Below are 20,482 nucleotides of genomic sequence, written 5' to 3' on the forward strand. Positions count from 1 at the left end.
TGATTTCTCGATTGCGATGACGACACATTCGACTGACGGACGCGCCGACGCGACCCGGCAACAGATTCTGCGGGCCGCGTCGCACCAGTTCGCCCGTAGGCCCTACCACGACGTCGGGCTCGACGACATTCTCGCCGAGGCCGAACTGACCAAGGGCGCAATGTATTTCCACTTCAAGTCGAAGCACGCGTTGGCGGTCGCCATCATCGAAAGCCAGGTCGAGGACGGCGCGGCCGGCGTGCGTGACCTGCTGACGCGCGGGCTCTCGGGCCTCGAGACGCTCATCGACTTCTCGTATCTGATCGCCGTCCGCGACATCAAGATGGACCTCGTCAGGTCGGGACTGAACCTGATGGAGTCGGTCGGCCTGCCCGACGGGATGCAGGAAAAGCTGTTCGACCGCTGGATCAGAAACCTGGGCAAAGTCGCCGAACAGGCCATGGCCGAGGGCGACATCCATGAACATTGCGACCCGCAGGACATCGGCCGCATGATGGTGTCCCTGCACATGGGACTGCGAAAGACCAGCAACCTGGACGACCCGGAACGGTTCCTGGGCGACTTGGAAAAGTGCTGGTCCTTGCTGCTCACCGGGATACTTCAACCGGACCGAATCGATTACTTCCGCCAATTCCTCAGGCGGCGTGCGACGCTCGCCATCAACACCAGTTCCACCGATGACGACGCGCAGTAAAAACGACGGCGAGCGATCTGCGGATCCGGCGAGACTGCGGAGGTGCAGCGGCGATGCCGCGCCAGGTTCGGTCTGAAGCCACTCGGCAAAAAATCCTCGACGCCGCGATCGAAGTGTTCGGCGAGGTCGGGTATGCGGCCGCCGGATGGAGCACGATCATCGAGCGGACGGGCATGACCAAAGGCGCCCTCTATCACCACTTTGATTCGAAAGAATCGTTGGCGTCGAACATCATCGAGGAAGGGTCCGACGCGATCCTCAGCGCGTACCGAAATGTCTGCAAGTCGTCGTCGCCGGGGCTGGAAAACATTGTGCACGGCTCATTCACGATCGTCGACGTGTTGGGCTCCGACAAAATGGCCCGGGCGGCCGCGCAATTGGCCACGGCGTTAAGCGGATTCAACGGGGCCGCCTCGCGCTTCTACGCCAACTTGGTGCTGGAGACGGCCCAGGAGGCGCGCCGCGCGGCCAAGGAAGGCGACCTTCGGAGCGACATCGACCCCGACGTGCTCAGCGCGTCGATCGTGGGCGCCATATCCGGGACGCGGTTGATCGCGACCGCGATATCCAGCCACGGCAGGATCGGGGACGTCACCGGTGACCCCTTCGCGCGGTTGCATCAGCTCTGGGAACTCTTGCTGCCCGGCGTTGTCGCGGACGCGTCGCTGCCCTATTTCCAGCAATTTCTGCGTCGCGAAGTGATGCGCCATACCGCCGCCGGCGCTTCGGACGACGACGCCGCCGGGGCAACCGAAGCCGATTAGCTTTAGGCGAGAGCCGTTGCGGGACATGTTTTCGCGTTCGCCGAAACGGCGTTTCCGTTATTGGGGTTGAAGCGCTTTCAACAATGCATACTGTTCCGGTGATGTTCCGGAAAGCTCTCGGCCGTGCAATTGCACTCGCCGGTGTCGTCGGTTTCCTGGTGATAAATGCTCCGGCGGCGTCGTGGGGTACACCCGCCGATCCGGTCACCGCCACGGACTCGACGACGACGCTGACGCTGGCGGACCTTGGGTCTTCCTCCACCCTGGAGTTCTGGGGCCTGACCAACAACGTGCCGCTGACTCTGCCGGTGCTGCACGGGCTGACCCCGACAGCTCTGAACGCGACCGTCGAACTGCCGATCAATCTGCGGTCGGGGTTGATCACCGTGACGCAAGGCGATCGCACCATCGCTCGGGTGAACCTACCGACCACCGATCAAGCGCCGATCGTCATTCCGCTCACCGGAGCGGAGGTCATCGACAACTTTCTGAGCGTGACGGTGCGTACGTACCTGGTGCCGCTGGACGGATTTTGCTTGTACCCGGAGAGCCCGCTTCGGCTCGCCAACGGAACGGTCACCTACACCGGGGCCGAGCTGCCGCCCACCACCGTGGCTCATTTCTTGCCGCCGGTGCTGCGAAAGCTGACCATCTATCTGCCGCAATCGCCGTCAACTGCCGAGTCCGACACGGCAATCCGACTGGCCACCTCCACGGCGTCGCATTACGGCAAACAGGCTCCCGAGATCGTCGTGGTCCCGCTACAGGAAGGACAGGCGGCTCCGCCGACGCCGCCGGCGCCGCTGGAACGCCAGGTCGTCGTCAAAGAGGGCCCGGATAACGGCCTTTCGCTGCAGGGCGCGACCGGTGTGCCGTGGCTTCTCGTCTCCGGGCCGCTGGGCCAAACGGACGAATCGAACACGGCCGTGCTGTTCAGCGACCTATCGGAGCTGGCGTTTTCCTCCAGGGCCGCGGTGGAATCGCTGAAGCCCAAGGTGCAACTACCCGCGGACGCCGCCACGCTCCGCGAACTGGGGCGCCCCTTCATCAACGCGACTTCCCTGCAGCCGCGGGTGTCGATCGGAGTGGACCAGACCCGATTTGGCAGGTCGATCCGCGGGGTGCGCGTGCATCTGCTGGGTTCCTATACGCCGACGCCGAACAACATCGCCGGCCGGATTGCGGTCACGATCGGTCCCGAGACCATCGATCACTGGCCCACCGATGGGCAGGGCAGCATCGACCGCTGGATCGACGTGCCGGATCGGCTGTTGCAGCGCTACACCAACATCGAATTGGTGCTCGACGTCGCGAGCAACGTCGGGCATTGCGGCGACTTTTACACCGCCGGGCCGGGCAACCAGTTATTGACGTTGAACATCAACGGCGACAGCACCATTCAGAGCAGTGGCGCCGCGCCGCCGACCCCGGACGGCCTTCAGTCGGTGCCGCAGACACTGATGCCCCGCGTGCAGGTGGGCATCGCGGAGCACTCGTTGATCGACACGGTGCGCGCGCTCGACATCCTGGTGGGTCTGCAGCGAATAAGCGCGTTACCGATCGACACCACCGTCACCGGCGTCAAGCAAGCGGTGGATTCCTCGAATCCCGCCTTGCTGATTTCCGCCGACGGCTGGAATCAGTCCGACGTGACGCTCCCCGTGGCCGCCGGGCCCAGCGGGCCGATCACCGTCAACGCGGTCGGGTCCGGCGACAAGCCCACCAAGCTCACGCTGGACCCGATGCTGCGATTCGCCTCTCTCCAAACGGTTTTCAACCGCGGGCGCACACTGCTGATCGCGACGTCCAACGGGGCGCCCGGACAGCTTGACGAGCTGATCCGGTGGCTCAAGGGCGACGACAACAAGCACTGGCAGCGACTCAAAGGCGTTGCGGTGGTGTCGGTACCCGGACAAGACCCGGTGACCGTCGATCATCCGCCATTGCCCGCCGGCGCGGCCGCCGCGGGATCCGGAAGCCATTCGGATCTCGACTGGCTATGGTGGTTCGGCGCGGGTTGGGTCGCCGTGGCCATCGTCGGGGCAGGGGTGATCCTGTGGCGCGTCAGGCGCGAATCATGGCGGCGCCGATAGCGTTTGACTCTGCCGCGCCGATAGCGATTGACTCCGCTTCGCGCCGCTGAGGGCACCCGCTAGCGCGCTTCCTCCCAGAGCTGCTCGGTGAGGTCCTGGAACGCGGCGAGGGCGAACTGGTCATCCACCCGTCGCACCGCGGACTTGCTCATCATGGCGCGCACGACCGAGCCGTCCTTGTGTGCCAGCTCGACGACCATGTTCGCGAGAGCATGGACGGTCGCCAGCAGCGATTCCGACGCCGGGGCCTGATGGAAGATCTGTTCGAAACGCAGCGACAGCGTTTCCTCCGGCTCGTAACCCATCATGTCGGCAAACGCGGTGTTGGCGAACAAGATACTGCCGTCGTCGCCGATGGCCAGCACCGGAACCGGGATCCGCTCCAGCACCACCAGTGCGGGCAGCTCCTTCAAGGTCGTCATCGGCGATTGGCTCTGTTGCCGGTTCTGGCGTCGTTCCACAGCCCGATTATGGGCTATAGCAGAGGATATGTTGGGGGCTTTCCCCGAAAGGGATTCGGCGGCGTGGTTGAAGTCGCTTGATCCGCAACCGAATTGTTCGGCTCTTTGAACGCTCACGTCGCCGGGGAGGCGGCGTCGCAGAACCCGCTGATCAGGATCTCGAGTCGGGCGCCGTGGTGGTTCGGACGTAACCGGCCGCTGCGGTCGAGGGTGACCAGCCCGTGCAGGGCCGCCCACAGCACCTCCGTCAGCGTGTCGGCGTCCCGGGTGCCCGCGACCATGTCCACCGCGGTGCGCAGCTCGGCGAAGGCCGCCGTCAGCTCGGCGGGCGTTTCCGCGGCGGCGAACGGCAGCGTTGTCGCGCGGGTGAACATCGCATCGAAGAGCGCGGGGTTGTCACGAGCGAACGCGACGAAGGCCTGGGCGACCCGCGCCAGGGCGTCCCGGCCGTCGGTGGCGCCGCGGCGCGCGGTGCGCAGCGCGTCCGCGAGTTCGCCGAAACCCTCGACCGCCACCGATGCGGTGATGTCCTCCATGCCCGAGAAGTGTTTGTAGAGCACCGGCTGGCTGTATTCGATCTCGGCGGACAGCCGCCGGGTGGTGACGGCGTCCCAACCCTCTTCCTCGGCCAGCTTGCGCGCGGTGGCGGTGATCAGCCGGCGCCGGGCGGCGCGTTCGCGTGCCCGGCGGTCTTCGATGGCCATCCACTAATGCTAGCGCCGATATGGAAGTTAGCGCCGCTATTGACACGATCCCCTCATAGGGTTAGCATCGCTAACACCTGCAGACGAGGAGTGCGCATCATGATCGCCACGCTGTTCGCGGTCATCGCGGTGCTGGGTACCGCGGTGGTCTACGGCACCGACGTGTTCTGCGCGGTGGTGCAGCGGCCCGCGCTGGCCCGCGTCGACGACCGAGCCATGCTCGCGGTGATGGGCAACATCCATCGCTATGGAGACCGCCGGATGCCGGTGCCCGGGGTCCTCGGCCTGGTGGCCGCGGCGCTCAGTGCGGTATTCGCCGCGGTGTCCGGCCACTGGACGCAAGCCGGTGCCGCCGGCGCCTCCGTCGGCATGCTGCTGGTTTGGCTGTTGCTCTACCTACGAGTGAGCGCGCCGATCAACCACCAACTCATCGCCGCGGTCGATCGGCCCGAGCTGTCGACGAATGTTCGAGCGCTGCAACGTAACTGGGACAAGCTGATCACAATCAGGGCCACCCTGCAGGGCCTGGCGGTCGCCGGATTGTGCCTGGCGCTAGTGATCTGAACTCCGAAGGGATATCGAGACAATGACGATGGGCAAGAACATCGGACGGCTGTTGATGCGCGCGGCACCAGTGTTGAACAAACCGGTCGCGGCCATGGCGGCCTCGCCGCGCTTCGGCGCCGGCCTCAGGCGCAGCATCACGCTCGTCACCTACACGGGTCGACGTTCCGGGCGCACGTTTTCGATTCCGGTGGCCTACCGCCGCCGCGGCGACGATATCGAGATCGCCGCCAACATGCCCGAAGCCAAGACGTGGTGGCGCAACTTTGTCGGCGACGGCGCCCCGATGTCGCTGACGCTCGACGGCGCCGAACGGGCCGGACATGCGATCGCACACCGGGACGCCAAGGGGCGCGTCACCGTTCGCGTTCGCCTCGCCTAGTCGTTCTGGTAGCGGGGGAACACGCCCGTCGGGGGCGGCAGCGCCGTGCCGGGAGTCAGCCGCGCGTCGAGGGCGGCAAACGTTCGCTGGTCTGGCGCCTGCCCCAGCAGATCCAGCAGCGTGCCGGCCGATTCGGGCATGACGGGCTGAACCAGCAGCGCCGCGATGCGAACCGCCTCGCAGGTGACGTACAAGACCGTGCGGAACCGCTGCTGATCGGCCTCCGACTCGCTCTTGCGCAAGACCCACGGCTGCTGCGCCGAAAAGTATCTGTTGGCCTCGCCGAGCATCAGCCAGATCGCTTCCAGCGCCAGGTGCATCGCCTGTGATTCGAAGCTGGCCCGCAGCCGCTCCAACAGGCCGTCGGCCGTCGCCAGCAGTTCGGTGTCGGCGGCGGTGAACTCACCGGGTTCGGGCAGCACGCCGCCCAGGTTCTTGGCGATCATCGACAGCGACCGCTGGGCCAGGTTGCCCAGTTCGTTGGCCAGGTCGGTGTTGATCCGGGTGATGATGGCCTCTTCGCTGAAGCTGCCGTCCTGGCCGAACGGGACCTCCCGCAACAGGAAATAACGCACCTGGTCCACGCCGAACTCCTCGATCAGGGCGACCGGGTCGACGACGTTGCCCACCGACTTGCTCATCTTCTCGCCGCGGTTGAGCAGGAAGCCGTGCGCGAAAACCCTTCGCGGCAACTCGATTCCGGCCGACATCAGAAACGCCGGCCAGTACACGGTGTGAAACCGGATGATGTCCTTGCCGATCATGTGCAGGTCGGCCGGCCAGTAGCGGCGGAACATCTCCGAGTCGGTGTCCGGGTAGCCCACCCCGGTCAGGTAGTTGGTCAGCGCGTCGACCCAGACGTACATCACGTGGTCGGGATGCTCGGGCACCTGCACGCCCCAGTCGAACGAGGTGCGCGAGATGGACAGGTCGCGCAAGCCGCCCGCCACGAAACTGACGACCTCGTTGCGGCGCACCTCGGGCGCGATGAAGTCCGGGTTCGCCTCGTAGTGGGCCAGCAGCTTGTCGGCATACGCCGAGAGCCGGAAGAAGTAGGTCTGTTCCTCGGTCCAGGTCACCGGGGCGCCGGTTTCCACCGCCACCCGGGTCCCGTCGTCGAGGAGTCTGGTTTCCGATTCGACGAAAAACCGTTCGTCGCGCACCGAGTACCAGCCCGAGTAGGTGTCCAGGTAGATGTCGCCGGCGGCGGCCATCCGGCGCCAGATCTCTTTGGACGCCTCGTGGTGGTCGGGGTCAGTGGTCCGAATGAAGCGGTCGAAGGAGATGTTCAACCGCTCCTGCAGGCGCTGGAACATATCCGAATTGCGGCGGGCCAGCTCGGCCGTGCCGATGCCCTCGGCGGCCGCCGTCTCCACCATCTTGAGGCCGTGCTCGTCGGTGCCGGTCAGAAACCGCACGTCGAACCCGTCAAGCCGCTTGAACCGGGCGATCGCGTCGGTCGCGACGTATTCGTACGCGTGCCCGATGTGCGGATCGCCGTTCGGATAGGTGATTGCGGTGGTGACGTAATACGGCCTCATCGCAGTTCACCCTATTGTGTGCGCGTGAGTTCCAAACGCCAGCCGCCCCCGGCTCCCGAGCCCTTGAGCCCGCTCGTGGATGCGCACACCCACCTCGACGCGTGCGGCGCCACCGACGCCGAGGGAGTGCGGGCCATCGTCGACCGCGCGGCGGCGGTCGGGGTCGGTGCGGTCGTCACCATCGCCGACGACCTGGAGTCGGCGGGCTGGGTCACCCGCGCCGCCGAATGGGACCGGCGGGTTTATGCCGCAGCGGCCTTGCACCCGACCCGCGCCGACGCGCTCACCGAGGCCGCCCGCGCCGAGATCGAGCGCCTGGTGGCCCACCCCCGGGTGGTGGCGGTCGGCGAGACCGGCATGGACATGTATTGGCCCGGGCGGCTGGACGGCTGTGCCGAGCCCGCCGTGCAGCGGGAGGCCTTCGCCTGGCACATCGATCTGGCGAAGCGGTGCGGCAAACCGCTGATGATCCACAATCGGGAGGCCGACGCCGAGGTGCTCGACGTGCTCGCCGCCGAGGGCGCCCCGGACGTCGTGATCTTCCACTGCTTTTCCTCGGACGCCGCCATGGCGCGGCGCTGCGTGGACGCCGGATGGCTGCTGAGTCTGTCGGGCACCGCCAGCTTCCGCAACGCGCGCGCCCTGCGCGAGGCCGTCCCGTTGATTCCGCCGGAGCAGCTGCTGGTGGAAACCGATGCCCCTTTTTTGACACCGCATCCTTACCGAGGGGCGGCCAATGAGCCGTATTGCCTTCCTTATACTGTTCGGGCGATCGCCGAACTGGTGGATCGTCGCCCCGAGGAGCTGGCTCACGTCACGACGAGTAACGCTCGACGGGTGTACGGATTGGCCGCCGATTGAGGCGACTGACCTGGCGATTCCGTTGACACGCCGTGTCGCAGCCGCGCCAGAGTTGCCCAACATTGGCCAGTTCGTTACCGTCTTGTGATCGAACGGTATGGGCCTGCGGGCCCTTAATTTATGACCTGCTGCTAAATGAGTGGTTGCTGAGGGTTGGGTAGCGCGCGTTGAGTGTATTGACAAAACTTCATCAGAATCCTTCGCCGATGTTGCGTCTCGTGGTCGGAGGGCTGCTGGTAGTCCTGGCATTCGCGGGCGGATATGCGATCTCGGTGTGCAAGACGGTGACGTTGACCGTCGACGGTGTCGCCATGCAGGTGAAGACCATGAAGTCGCGGGTCATCGACGTCGTCGAGGAGAACGGCTTCGTCATCGACGACCGTGACGATTTGTACCCCGCCGCCGATGTCGCGGTTCACGACGCCGGCAAGATCGTGCTCCGGCGCAGCCGCCCGTTGCAGATCTCGCTGGACGGCCATGACACCAAGCAGGTGTGGACCACGGCGTCCACCGTCGACGAGGCGCTGGCCCAGTTGGCGATGACCGACACCGCCCCCGCCGCGGCCAACCGCGGTAGCCGCGTCCCGCTGGCCGGGATGGCGCTGCCTGTCGTCAGCGCGAAGACGGTCCGCATCAACGACGGCGGCGCCGTGCGCACGGTACATCTGGCGGCCCCGAACGTCGCCGGTCTGCTCAGCGCCGCCGGCGCGCCGCTGCTCGAGAGCGACCAGGTGGTGCCCGCCGCGACGACGCCGATCGTCGACGGAATGGAAGTCCAGGTGACCCGCAACCGGATCCAGCAGGTCACCGAGCGGATCCCGTTGCCGCCCAACGCGCGCCGGATCGAAGATCCGGAAATGAACATGAGCCGCCAGGTGGTCGAGGACCCGGGCAGCCCCGGCACTCAGGACGTCACCTTCTCGGTGGCCACCGTCAACGGGGTCGAGACCGGCCGCCTGCCGATCGCCAACACGGTGATCACGCCCGCCCGCGAATCGGTGGTGCGAGTCGGCACCAAGCCCGGCACCGAGGTGCCGCCGATCAGCGACGGCTCCATCTGGGATGCGATCGCCGGTTGTGAGGCCGGCGGAAACTGGGCGATCAACACCGGCAACGGGTATTACGGCGGTGTGCAGTTCGACCAGGGCACGTGGGAGCGCAACGGCGGGTTGCGGTTCGCCGCCCGCGCCGACCTCGCCACCCGCGAGGAGCAGATCACCGTCGCCGAGGTGACCCGAGAGCGCCAGGGTTGGGGTGCGTGGCCAGTGTGCAGCGGAAGAGCTGGTGCGCGCTGACCATCCGGCTACTCGGGCGCACGGAGATCAGGCGGCTGGCCAAAGAACTTGAGTTTCGGCCACGGAAATCGCTCGGCCAGAATTTCGTCCACGACGCCAACACGGTGCGCCGAGTGGTATCGACCTCCGGGATCGGTCGGTCCGACCACGTCCTGGAAGTGGGCCCCGGCCTCGGTTCGTTGACGCTCGCACTGCTGGACCGGGGCGCCCCCGTCACCGCCGTCGAAATCGATCCGGTGCTGGCCGAACGATTGCCGGACACCGTCGCCGAACACTCGCACAGCGAAATCCAGCGCCTGAGCGTGCTCAACCGCGATGTCTTGACCCTTCGCCGTGACGAACTGGACGTCCAGCCGACCGCCGTGGTCGCGAACCTGCCCTACAACGTCGCGGTCCCGGCGCTGTTGCACCTGCTCGCCGAGTTCCCGTCCATTCGGGTCGTAACGGTCATGGTGCAGGCCGAGGTCGCCGAACGCCTTGCCGCCGAACCCGGCGGCAAGGAGTACGGCGTGCCCAGCGTGAAGGTTCGCTTCTTCGGCACGGTTCGCCGTTGCGGCACGGTCTCGCCGACCGTGTTCTGGCCGATTCCCCGCGTCTACTCCGGACTGGTTCGCATCGACCGGTACGCGACCTCGCCGTGGCCCACCGCCGACGCGGTCCGGCGTCAGGTGTTCGAGCTGGTGGACATCGCCTTCGCTCAGCGCCGCAAGACCTGTCGCAACGCGTTCCTGGACTGGGCCGGCTCGGGCAACGAGTCGGCGGATCGGTTGCTGGCCGCCAGCATCGATCCCGCGCGCCGCGGCGAGACGCTCTCCATCGACGACTTCGTGCGGTTGTTGCAGCGCTCCGCCGATCGCTCCCACAGCGCCGCCGCGACGAGCCCCCACACCACCTCGGCCGGCTGAACGCCGAAAGTCCGGGCGCCGCTACGTGGTCGGCCGGTCGCAGCGATAGTCTGCTGCGGTGTCCGCGTCTGACGGCAATACCGCTGCGGCTTGGGTGCCCACCGGGTCGGTCACCGTTCGGGTGCCCGGAAAAGTCAACCTCTACCTGGCGGTCGGTGACCGCCGCGAGGACGGCTATCACGAGCTGACGACGATATTCCAGGCCGTCTCGCTGCTCGACGAGGTGACCGTGCGCAATGCCGATGTGCTCTCACTCCAGATCGTCGGCGAGGGCGCCGACAAACTACCCACCGATGAACGCAACCTCGCCTGGCAGGCGGCGGAACTGATGGCCGAACACGTCGGCCGGGCACCGGACGTGTCGATCATGATCGACAAGTCGATACCGGTGGCCGGCGGCATGGCCGGCGGCAGCGCCGACGCGGCGGCGGTGCTGGTCGCCATGAACTCCCTGTGGGAACTCAACGTGCCCCGCCGCGACCTGCGCATGCTCGCCGCGCGGCTGGGCAGCGACGTGCCGTTCGCGCTGCACGGCGGCACCGCGTTGGGCACCGGGCGGGGTGAGGAGCTGGCGACGGTGTTGTCGCGCAACACCTTCCACTGGGTTTTGGCGTTCGCCGACAGCGAGCTGCTCACGCCGGCGGTCTTCACCGAACTGGACCGGCTCCGGGAGGCGGGGGATCCGCCGCGGCTGCCCGCGCCCGGGCCGGTGCTGGCCGCCCTGGCCGCCGGCGATGCCGAGCAGCTCGCCCCGCTGCTGGGCAACGAGATGCAGGCGGCCGCGGTGAGCCTGAATCCCGGTCTGCGGCGCACGTTGCGGGCCGGCGTGGACGCCGGCGCGCTGGCGGGCATCGTCTCCGGCTCGGGCCCGACGTGTGCCTTCTTGTGCCCCTCGGCCGCCGCGGCGGTCGATGTCGGCACCGAGGTGTCCGGAGCGGGGGTGTGCCGCACGGTGCGGGTCGCCAGCGGGCCGGTGGTCGGGGCGCGGGTGGTCCCCGCGCCCACCGAGGTGTGAATATTTTCCCATTTTGCGCATTGGTTTTGCGCTTCCCTAAGAGGAGCTTAAGATAATGCGCGGTGACGGGAAGCGTTGAGCAAGATCACTTAATTCCATCGTCCGCCGGGCGCGCCGGCGGGCGATTAATGCATACGGCCCGACAAGGTTTGTCGGGCCTGTTTCACGCTTGCCGGGCGACCGCCCGTCGCCCTGGTGCGGCGGGCGGGGGCGCATCACCGATCCGAGACCTAACCGCCGCCCAACCGTGTTTGCGTGCTTGCGGCGAAGTGTTACCCAGCGGGCGGAATATGAGATTTCGGGCGTTGGGACGAGGGCTGGAACCGAGGAGGTTTTTGTGAGCAGGTTTACCGAGAAGATGTACCGCAATGCCCGGTCCGTGACGACGGGCATGGTTACCGGTGAACCTCACGAACCGGTCCGCCACACCTGGGGCGAGGTCCACGAGCGCGCGCGTCGTATCGCGGGCGGCCTGGCCGCCGCGGGCATCGGGCCCGGCGACGCGGTCGGCGTGCTCGCCGGCTTCCCGGTGGAGATCGCGCCGACGGCTCAGGGCCTGTGGATGCGCGGCGCCAGCCTGACCATGCTGCACCAGCCCACACCGCGCACCGACCTGGCCGTGTGGGCTGAGGACACCATGAACGTCATCGGCATGATCGAGGCGAAGGCCGTCGTCGTGTCGGAGCCGTTCCTGGTGGCCATCCCGGTGCTCGAGGAGAAGGGCATCAAGGTCGTCACGGTGGCCGACCTGCTCACCGCGGAGCCGATCGACCCCGTCGAGGTCGGCGAGGACGCGCTGGCGCTGATGCAGCTGACGTCCGGCTCGACCGGTTCCCCCAAGGCGGTGCAGATCACCCACCGCAACATCTACTCCAACGCCGAGGCGATGTTCATCGGCGCCCAGTACGACGTCGACAAGGACGTCATGGTGAGCTGGCTGCCCTGCTTCCACGACATGGGCATGGTCGGCTTCCTCACCATCCCGATGTACTTCGGCGCCGAGCTGGTCAAGGTCACCCCGATGGACTTCCTGCGCGACACGCTGCTGTGGGCCAAGCTCATCGACAAGTACAAGGGCACCATGACCGCGGCGCCCAACTTCGCCTACGCGCTGCTGGCCAAGCGGCTGCGCCGGCAGGCCAAGCCCGGCGATTTCGACCTGTCGACGCTGCGCTTCGCGCTGTCCGGCGCCGAGCCCGTCGAACCCGCCGACGTCGAGGACCTGCTCGATGCCGGCAAGCCGTTCGGCCTGAATGCGTCGGCGATCCTGCCGGCCTACGGCATGGCCGAAACCACGCTGGCCGTGTCGTTCTCGGAGTGCAACGCCGGTCTGGTCGTCGACGAGGTCGACGCCGACCTGCTGGCCGCCCTGCGTCGTGCCGTGCCCGCCACCAAGGGCAACACCCGCAGGCTGGCCACGCTCGGCCCGCTGCTGCAGGATCTCGAGGCGCGCATCATCGACGAGAACGGCGATGTGATGCCGCCCCGCGGGGTCGGCGTGATCGAGCTGCGCGGCGAGTCGCTGACGCCCGGCTACCTGACCATGGGCGGCTTCATCTCGGCCCAGGACGAGAACGGCTGGTATGACACCGGCGACCTCGGCTACCTGACCGAAGAGGGCCACGTGGTGGTGTGCGGCCGCGTCAAGGACGTCATCATCATGGCCGGCCGCAACATCTATCCGACCGACATCGAGCGCGCCGCCTGCCGCGTCGAGGGGGTGCGGCCCGGCTGCGCCGTCGCGGTGCGCCTGGACGCCGGCCACTCCCGCGAGACGTTCGCCGTGGCCGTGGAGTCCAACGCTTTTCAGGACCAGGCCGAGGTGCGTCGCATCGAGCACCAGGTCGCCCGCGAGGTGGTGGCGGAGGTCGACGTGCGGCCGCGCAACGTGGTGGTGCTCGGTCCCGGGACCATTCCGAAGACGCCGTCGGGCAAGTTGCGCCGATCCAACTCGGTCACCCTGGTCACCTAGGGTTTTGCCCTTACCAGGCGTGGACGCGGTTCTGCGCGGGCTCTAACCCCAGTTCGATCAGCAATTCGGTTGCGTCCGCGGCCTGTTCGCAGATCGTGGGGACTTCGGTGCGCTCGGCGGCATTGAAGTTTTCCAGCACGAACGCCGCCGGGTCTTTGCGTCCCGGCGGACGGCCGATGCCGATGCGGACCCGTTGAAAGTCTTTGCTGCCCAGGGCGTTAGCCAACGAACGCAGCCCGTTGTGGCCGCCTTCGCCGCCGCCGATCTTGAGCCGGATGCGGCCAAAGTCCAAGTCGAGATCGTCGTGGATGACGATGATGTCGCCCGGCGTCACCGAGTAGAACTTCGCCAGCGGGCCGACCTGGCGGCCGGATTCGTTCATGTAGCAGCGCGGCTTGGCCACGACCACCGAGTGCCCGACGAGGCGGCCGCTGACGATTTCGGCGCCGGAACGCTTGTGCGCCTTGAACTTCGAACCCATCCGCGCCGCGAGCAGGTCGGCAACCATGAACCCGACATTGTGTCGGGTGCGGGCGTAGTTGTCTCCGGGATTGCCCAGGCCGACGACCAGCAACGGCTCGGCCATGTTGCGATCCGCCTACTCGGACTCGGCTTCGGAGGCCTCTTCTTCGCCGGCCTCTTCGGCTTCGCCCTCGGCCGGCGCGGCCTCCTCGGTGACCTCGCCCGCGCCCTCTTCGGCCAGCTCCTCGGCCGTCGGCGCGTTAACCACGTTGACCACAAGCATTTCCGGGTCGGAGATCAGGTTGACACCCTTGGGCAGGGAGATCTGTCCGGCGGTGAACTGGGTGCCGGGCTCGGTGTCCTCGACCGACACCGTCAGCTGCTCGGGGATCGACATGGCGTCGGCCTCGACCTCGATGGTGCTGGTTTCCTGGGTCACCAGCGTGCCGGGCGCGGCGTCGCCCTCGATGACGACGCGGACCTCGACGACGACCTTCTCGCCGCGCCGCACGACCAACAGGTCGGCGTGCTGAATGGTGCGGCGGATGGGGTGAATGTCGAGCGACTTGGTCAGCGCCAGCTGCTCCTTGCCCTCGATGTCGAGGGTCAGCACCGCGTTCGTGCCGGCGTGCCGCAACACGGCCGCAAAGTCATGGCCGGGCAGTTCTAGGTGCTGAGGGTCGGCGCCGTGGCCGTAGAGGACGGCCGGGATCTTGCCGTCGCGGCGTGCTCGCCGGGACGCACCCTTGCCGGTCTCGGCGCGCACCGTGACCTTGAGCTGGTTGAGGGTTTTGGCAGCCATCGTGTCGCTCCTGTGTGTGCTCTGTGGTTCGGGGCACGGCCAGGGTCACGACAGATCGTCGGTCTCCGTCGATAACGGTGCTGGCCAGCCAGCCACCCTCGCCGTGACGCCCGGTCAGGTTAGCGCATGTGCACCTCAGAGGGGAAATTCGGCGCGGGCGTGGTCTCGGCGCCCGGCGCGGAGCGCGTGGTCGGGCCGCGGACGCCACGCTTGTCACTTCTGTCACTCCCGTCGCTCTTCCGGGAGATGTTGCAAGTGCCCACCTCCGAGCGACAAAGGGGCGCCGCGCGGAAGGCGAGGCGAGGTGCGGCGGGCGCCCGCGGTTGTCGCTCGGAGGTGGGCAAAAGGCCCACCCCCTCGGCCAGGACACCTGGGGCCAGCGTGGCCCATGTGACTGCAGGGGGGGACTTCAGAGGGGGAACTGCGTCTTCGTGAGCTGCTCGGACAGCGCCCACAGTTCGGCGGCGGTGGCCGCGTCCTTGGCCCGCCGGCTACGCCCCACCGGTTGGGTGCGGCCCAGATAGCCGAATCGCGGGCCGACGAAGGTGTCACCGGGCAAATCCTGTGACGCCGCGTACAGCGTTTGCCGCGCGCCAAAATCGGCGTCGGTGGCGACCACCCGGGTCGCGGCCGACATCAGCGCGTCACCCAACTTGCGGCCGGAGGCGCCCTGCAGGTTGGTGTGCGAGTAGCCGGGATGGACCGCGATCGCGCGCAGCGGGGATCCGGCCGCGGCCAGGCGTCGCTGCAACTCACTGGTGAACAGCAGGTTGGCGAGCTTGGACTGGCTGTAGGCCAGCCACGGCGAGTACCGGCGCGCCTGCCAGTTCAGGTCGTCGAGCCTGATGCGTCCCGGCCAGTGCGCCATCGACGACACGGTCACCACCCGGTCGCTCAGCTTGGGCAGCAGCAGGTTCGTGAGCGCGAAATGGCCCAGGTGGTTGGTGCCGATCTGGCTCTCGAAGCCGTCGACGGTCAAGGAGAACGGGGCCGCCATGATGCCGGCGTTGTTGATCAGCACGTCGGCCGTGCCCACCCCGTCGGCGAACCGGCGCACCGACGACAGGTCCTGCAGGTCGAGTTCACGCACCTCGACCCGGCCGGCCATGGTCCGGGCGGCGGTCTCGCCCTTGCGGATGTCGCGCACGGCCATGACGATCGTGGCCCCGCGGCGCGCCAGTTCGCGTGCGGTCACGGCGCCCAACCCGCTGTTGGCGCCGGTGATGATGACGGTTCGTTCGGCGAACGACGGAAGGTCTGCGGCGGTCCAGTTCGTCATGGCTGAACAGTACCGACATCGGAGGCCAGCGGCAGGGTCGTCGGTCCGGTGATGCCGCTGATGGCTTTCCACGGTGCGGGTCCGGTGCGGCGGGGGGTGGGCATGCGTCGGGTGATCACCCGCAGCGCCTCGGTCAATTCGAGGCGCGCGAGGTGGGCGCCGAGGCAAAAGTGCACGCCGCCACCGAAGGTGAGCATCGCCGGCGGGTCTTCACGCGTGATGTCGACGCGGTCGGGCCGGTCGTACACGCTCGCGTCGCGATTGGCCGCGGCGGTATTGGCGAGCACCAGGGTGCCGGCGGGAATGCACACCCCGGCCAGCTCGACGCCTTCGACGGTTTCCCGGATGGTGCCGAAAACGATTGGGTAGTAACGCATCAGCTCGTGAACCGCGTTGGCGGCCAGCTCGGGGTGCTGGGCGAGCAGCGCCCACTGGTCGGGCTGGTCGGCCAACACCTGCACCGCCGCGGCGAGCTGGTTGCGGGTGGTGTCGGTACCGGCGCCGAGCAGCGTCGCGCACAGCATGAGCAGTTCGTCGTGGGTGAGCCGGTCTCCATCATCTTCGGTCCGGATGAGCTCCGAGATCAGGTCGTCGGACAGCGACGCGCGCCGCCGCGCGATCAACTCCTCGAGGTAGGCGTCGAGTTGATCCCATGCGGCCAGGATCGCCGGACCGTCTTCGGCGACGTTCCAATCGAAGATCTTCTTGATGTCATCGGTCCAGTCGCTGAACAGGTGCCAATCCTCCGGCGGCGCACCCAGCAACGCGCAGATGACCGGCGTCGGGTAGCGGCGAGCGATGTCGGCGACGACGTCGCAGTGCCCCGCGTTGGTGAGCGGGTCGACCAGGCCGTCGATGATCTCGATGACGAGGGCGCGCAGCCGCTCCGCGCCCCGCGGTGCGAAGGCCTTCGACACCAGGCGGCGCAGCCGGTGATGCGCGGCGCCGTCGAGTCCGAGGATGTTGCTGATGGCCCTGTCCCACAGCGGGCCGGAGGTAACGCCTTGCAGGCCGAGCCCGAGGCCGTGCGCGGTGACGAATCGGCTGTCACGCAACACCGTCCGGACCAGCTCGTAACTCAACACCTCCGGTCCGTGGGGGCCGACCGCGATCGGGGAGAGCTCGCGGGCGTCGTCGATGACGCGGTGCGCCGCGTCGGGGTCGGTGAGGTGGTCGTAGGCGATGACGGGAAGGCCGGCGTCGAAAACGTTCGGGCATCCGCTGATGAGAGTGGTCATGGCAGTCGACTATCCGGCGCCGCGCGGCCGAGACCATCCGCCCTGGCGCGTAGATCTACGGCCCGAGGGTCGTAGATCCGCGCGCCGCGCGAAGGCGATCTGCGCGTATTGGCCGATGTTTTGCCTAGTCGGCGGAGGCGATGCTGACTAACATGAGCCAACATGCGGAAATACCGTCGCTAACCTGGGACGATTTGGGCGTGGTCGAGTTGCTGCCGACCGGAACGGTGACGTTGCTGCTGGCCGATGTCGAGGGCTCGACGCGGCTGTGGGAAACGCGGCCCGAGGAGATGACGGCCGCGCTGGTCCAGCTGAACAAGACGGTGAACGAGGCGATCGCCTCGCACGACGGGGTGCGCCCGCTCGAACAGGGTGAGGGCGACAGCTTTGTGGCCGCCTTCGCGCGGGCGTCCGACGCGGTGGCCTGTGCGGTGGAGTTGCAGCGGGCCCCGCTGGCCCCGATCCGGCTGCGCATCGGAATCCACACCGGCGAGATCCAGCTGCGCGACGACGCCAACTACGCCGGCCCGACGATCAATCGCACCGCGCGGCTACGCGACTTGGCGCATGGTGGTCAGACGGTGTTGTCGGGGGTGACCGAATCGCTGGTCGTCGACCGCCTTCCCGAGGACGTCTGGCTGGCCGATCTGGGCAGCCATCCCTTGCGAGACCTCCCGCGTCCCGAACGGGTCGTGCAGGTGTGTCATCCCGATCTGCGCAACGAGTTCCCGCCGCTGCGCGTCCGCACAGCTGTTGTGGCGCAGAACCTTCCCGCCCAGTTGACGAGCTTTGTCGGCCGCCAAGCGCAACTGGGCGAGTTGCGGGACATCGTCACCGCCAACCGGCTGGTGACGCTGACCGGAGCCGGCGGCGCGGGAAAGACCAGGCTGGCCGTCGAAAGCGGCGCACGAGTGGCCGCGGACTTCTCCGATGGGGTCTGGTACGTCGACCTCGCGCCGATCACCATCCCCGAAGTGGCGCCGGTGACCGTGGCCCGCACGCTCGGACTGCCCGATCAACCGGGCCGCTCCACCATGGATCTGCTCGTTCGGTTCTTCGGCGACAAGAAGGTATTGCTGTTGCTCGACAATTGTGAGCACCTGCTTGACGCGTGCGGCGCGATGGTCGTCGAATTGCTGGCGGCCTGCCCACGATTGACGATCCTGGCCACCAGCCGCGAGCCGCTGGGCTTGCCCGGGGAGTTGAGCTGGCGGGTTCCGTCGTTGTCCCTTGCCGACGAGGCCATCGAATTGTTCATCGACCGGGCGCGGCGTGCTCGCCCCGAATTCGTTGTGACAGAGGAAAACCGGGCACTGCTCGAGCAGATCTGCGAGCGTCTGGACGGCATGCCATTGGCGATCGAGCTCGCCGCCGCGCGGGTTCGGGCGCTGTCGTTGCATCAGATCGTGGACAGCCTGCATGACCGGTTCCGGTTGCTCACCGGGGGTGCGCGCACCGCGGTGCGCCGCCAGCAGACGCTGCGAGCCTCGGTGGATTGGTCGCACGCGCTACTGACGGAACCGGAGCAGGTGCTGTTTCGGCGGCTGGCCGCGTTCGCCGGCGGTTTCGACCTGGATGCTGCCCAAGCCGTCGGCGCCGACAGCGATGTCGAAAGCTACCAGCTGCTGGATCAATTGAGCTTGCTGGTCGACAAATCTCTCGTCGTCGCCGACGACACCGCCGACGGGATGCGCTACCGCTTGCTGGAGACGGTGCGCCAGTACGCCCAGGAAAAGCTTGGTGAGTCCGGTGAGGCCGACGAGGTTCGCACGCGCCACCGCGACTACTACACGGCCAGGGCCATTGACTTAGAGTCACATGGGTTGAGCGGCCTTGAGGCGCTGTTGAATTGGGCGCAAAGCGAAATCGACAACCTGCGAGCCGCCTACAGCTGGAGCCTGGAGAAATCCGAGCCGGAGATTGCGCTGGAGCTGGTGTCCGCGGTACAGCAGGTCTGGATCCGCTGCGGGCGGTTCCGGGAAGGACTGGCGGGGTTCGACGCGCTATTGACCGACGAAACGCGATCGCACGTCACGCCCGCGGCCTGGGTGCGCGGGGTCGCCTATCACGGTGTGCTGTGCGCGTGGGCGGGGGCCCGCGGGGATGTGGACCGTTCCCGCGAGGCGTTGGCGATCGCTCGTGAGCTCGACGTCCCGGCGTTGCTCGCCCTGGCCCTGGTGGGGCGGGGCGCGTTGGCACTCTACGAGGTCGACAAACTCGAATCCTACGTTGACGAGGCCATCGACCTGGTTCGTGCGATCGATGATCGGTGGAGTCTGTGTCAGACTCTTGCCTATCTGGCGGTGACGAATTGCTATGCAGGTGAACCTATTCCGATGCGGGCGGCGGCGGAAGAAGGACGTGACCTTGCTGACGCGCTCGGCGATCGGTTCTTCTCCCGGAACTGTCGGACGTGGTTGGGCCTGGCGCTGTGCATGCAGGGCAATCTCACCGAGGCGCAAGAGGTCCTGCATGCGTTGGCCGAGGAAGCAGAGGCTGCCCGCGATCTCCCGATGACGGTCTTCGGTCAAGTGGGCTATGGACAGGTGCTCGCCTTCCAGGGGCGGGCGGCCACCCTGCTAACGTCTGCGCAATCCGCACTCAATGCCGCCGAGGCCATGGGTGGACTCTACGGAGACACCATGTATGCGATGTTTGCGTATGCGGCCCTGATTACCGGCGATGCCGCGGGCGCACGGCAGGCCGCCGAAGAGGCGTGGCGGCATACGGTTCCGGCGCGCGAGCTCTACGCGAGGTGTTTCAATCCGATGGCTGAGGCCGCGCTGGCATGCGGTGACGTCGCCGCCGCCCGCCGTTGGGTCGATGACACCGTCGCGGTGGTCCCGGGTTGGCACCAAATGGGTGCGCGAACGGTGCGGGCGCACATCGCGTTAGCCCAGGGCGATCTCGACCAGGCCGAGCGCGACGCACACGAAGCCCTCGTGATCGCCGCCCGCACCCAGGGATATCTGCGGGTGGCCGACGCGTTGGAATGCCTCGTCCGATTGGCGGCCGACGTCGGCACCCATTCATACGGGGCCCGCCTGCTCGGCGCGTCCGCCGCGATCCGCGAGCGCATGGGTCATGCCCGCTTTGCGTTGTATCAGGAGGGCTACGACTCGGCGGTAGCGGCCATACGAGAAGGATTGGGGCAGAATGTCTTTGACGCCGCATGGGACGAGGGCGCCGCACTGTCCACCAAAGAGGCGATCGCCTACGCGCAACGCGGGCATGGCGAACGCAAACGCCCGAGTAGCGGCTGGGAATCGCTGACGCCCATGGAAAACGATGTTGTACGCCTGGTCCGTGAAGGACTGGGCAACAAGGACATCGGCGCGCGGCTTTTCATCTCGCCGCGCACCGTTCAGACGCACCTCACCCACGTCTACTCGAAGCTCGGCCTGACATCCCGGGTCCAGTTGGTGCAGGAAGCGGGCCGTCGCTCCTGAA

The 20,482-nt window shown here is 67.2% G+C and carries 18 protein-coding genes; 11 read left to right on the forward strand and 7 right to left on the reverse strand.

Features of this window, described 5'->3' with window-relative positions; translation table 11 throughout:
* Positions 1-16: 16 nt before the first annotated feature.
* The 3 genes from W7S_RS05110 to W7S_RS05120 all read left to right on the forward strand — a co-directional run bounded on the left by W7S_RS05110 (position 17) and on the right by W7S_RS05120 (position 3,551).
* Entirely contained in the window at positions 17-694 is a 678-nt protein-coding gene (locus W7S_RS05110) for a TetR/AcrR family transcriptional regulator (protein WP_008254172.1), read from the forward strand.
* Between the two features lie 53 nt (positions 695-747).
* A complete protein-coding gene (locus W7S_RS05115; protein ID WP_008254173.1) occupies positions 748-1,458 on the forward strand; it encodes a TetR/AcrR family transcriptional regulator in 711 nt (236 codons plus the stop codon).
* A gap of 83 nt (positions 1,459-1,541) precedes the next feature.
* Complete coding sequence (locus W7S_RS05120; protein WP_036428558.1) at positions 1,542-3,551, forward strand: hypothetical protein; 2,010 nt, start codon at positions 1,542-1,544, stop codon at positions 3,549-3,551.
* Positions 3,552-3,610: 59 nt separating this feature from the next.
* Here the strand turns inward: W7S_RS05120 and W7S_RS05125 are convergent, their stop codons facing one another.
* Both W7S_RS05125 and W7S_RS05130 read right to left on the reverse strand, forming a co-directional pair.
* Entirely contained in the window at positions 3,611-3,973 is a 363-nt protein-coding gene (locus tag W7S_RS05125) for a PAS domain S-box protein (RefSeq protein ID WP_008254177.1), read from the reverse strand.
* Positions 3,974-4,125: 152 nt separating this feature from the next.
* The gene (locus tag W7S_RS05130; protein ID WP_008254179.1) at positions 4,126-4,716 is read right to left on the reverse strand and encodes a TetR/AcrR family transcriptional regulator; all 591 of its coding nucleotides are present in this window, start codon (positions 4,714-4,716) and stop codon (positions 4,126-4,128) included.
* A gap of 90 nt (positions 4,717-4,806) precedes the next feature.
* Here W7S_RS05130 and W7S_RS05135 point away from each other — a divergent pair, with 90 nt between their 5' ends.
* Positions 4,807-5,280, forward strand: coding sequence for a DUF1772 domain-containing protein (locus W7S_RS05135; protein WP_008254182.1), 474 nt, complete (start codon positions 4,807-4,809; stop codon positions 5,278-5,280).
* Positions 5,281-5,302: 22 nt separating this feature from the next.
* A complete protein-coding gene (locus tag W7S_RS05140; RefSeq protein WP_036428561.1) occupies positions 5,303-5,662 on the forward strand; it encodes a nitroreductase/quinone reductase family protein in 360 nt (119 codons plus the stop codon).
* Here the strand turns inward: W7S_RS05140 and metG are convergent.
* Positions 5,659-7,203 (reverse strand): methionine--tRNA ligase, encoded by a 1,545-nt coding sequence (gene metG / locus W7S_RS05145; RefSeq protein ID WP_008254187.1) that lies wholly within the window; start codon positions 7,201-7,203, stop codon positions 5,659-5,661. The two genes, W7S_RS05140 and metG, sit on opposite strands and share 4 nt — an antisense overlap.
* Before the next feature lie 18 nt (positions 7,204-7,221).
* Here metG and W7S_RS05150 point away from each other — a divergent pair, with 18 nt between their 5' ends.
* The 5 genes from W7S_RS05150 (at position 7,222) to W7S_RS05170 (ending at position 13,251) form a co-directional block, all read left to right on the forward strand.
* Entirely contained in the window at positions 7,222-8,064 is an 843-nt protein-coding gene (locus W7S_RS05150) for a TatD family hydrolase (protein WP_080587983.1), read from the forward strand.
* Positions 8,065-8,231: 167 nt separating this feature from the next.
* The gene (locus W7S_RS05155; RefSeq protein WP_008254190.1) at positions 8,232-9,359 is read left to right on the forward strand and encodes a resuscitation-promoting factor; all 1,128 of its coding nucleotides are present in this window, start codon (positions 8,232-8,234) and stop codon (positions 9,357-9,359) included.
* Positions 9,323-10,264, forward strand: a complete 942-nt coding sequence (rsmA, locus tag W7S_RS05160; protein WP_036428565.1) for a 16S rRNA (adenine(1518)-N(6)/adenine(1519)-N(6))-dimethyltransferase RsmA — start codon at positions 9,323-9,325, stop codon at positions 10,262-10,264. Before W7S_RS05155 ends, rsmA begins: the two co-directional genes overlap by 37 nt.
* Positions 10,265-10,322: 58 nt before the next feature.
* A complete protein-coding gene (locus W7S_RS05165; RefSeq protein ID WP_044059200.1) occupies positions 10,323-11,279 on the forward strand; it encodes a 4-(cytidine 5'-diphospho)-2-C-methyl-D-erythritol kinase in 957 nt (318 codons plus the stop codon).
* Positions 11,280-11,616: 337 nt separating this feature from the next.
* Positions 11,617-13,251: a fatty acyl-AMP ligase gene (locus W7S_RS05170; protein WP_008254197.1), complete on the forward strand. Its 1,635-nt coding sequence runs from the start codon at positions 11,617-11,619 to the stop codon at positions 13,249-13,251.
* 10 nt (positions 13,252-13,261) lie between these two features.
* On the opposite strand, the gene pth is transcribed toward W7S_RS05170, so the two are convergent.
* The 4 genes from pth to W7S_RS05190 form a co-directional block, all read right to left on the reverse strand.
* Positions 13,262-13,837 (reverse strand): aminoacyl-tRNA hydrolase, encoded by a 576-nt coding sequence (gene pth / locus W7S_RS05175; protein WP_008254198.1) that lies wholly within the window; start codon positions 13,835-13,837, stop codon positions 13,262-13,264.
* 12 nt (positions 13,838-13,849) lie between these two features.
* Positions 13,850-14,515 (reverse strand): 50S ribosomal protein L25/general stress protein Ctc, encoded by a 666-nt coding sequence (locus W7S_RS05180; protein ID WP_008254200.1) that lies wholly within the window; start codon positions 14,513-14,515, stop codon positions 13,850-13,852.
* A 409-nt stretch (positions 14,516-14,924) separates the two neighbouring features.
* Entirely contained in the window at positions 14,925-15,794 is an 870-nt protein-coding gene (locus W7S_RS05185; protein ID WP_008254202.1) for an oxidoreductase, read from the reverse strand.
* Positions 15,791-17,032: a cytochrome P450 gene (locus W7S_RS05190; protein WP_008254204.1), complete on the reverse strand. Its 1,242-nt coding sequence runs from the start codon at positions 17,030-17,032 to the stop codon at positions 15,791-15,793. Before W7S_RS05190 ends, W7S_RS05185 begins: the two co-directional genes overlap by 4 nt.
* Positions 17,033-17,184: 152 nt before the next feature.
* Here W7S_RS05190 and W7S_RS05195 point away from each other — a divergent pair, with 152 nt between their 5' ends.
* Positions 17,185-20,481, forward strand: a complete 3,297-nt coding sequence (locus W7S_RS05195) for a LuxR C-terminal-related transcriptional regulator (protein WP_081490149.1) — start codon at positions 17,185-17,187, stop codon at positions 20,479-20,481.
* Position 20,482: the final 1 nt, after the last annotated feature.

The organism is Mycobacterium sp. MOTT36Y, assembly GCF_000262165.1.
GTDB lineage: Bacteria > Actinomycetota > Actinomycetes > Mycobacteriales > Mycobacteriaceae > Mycobacterium > Mycobacterium intracellulare.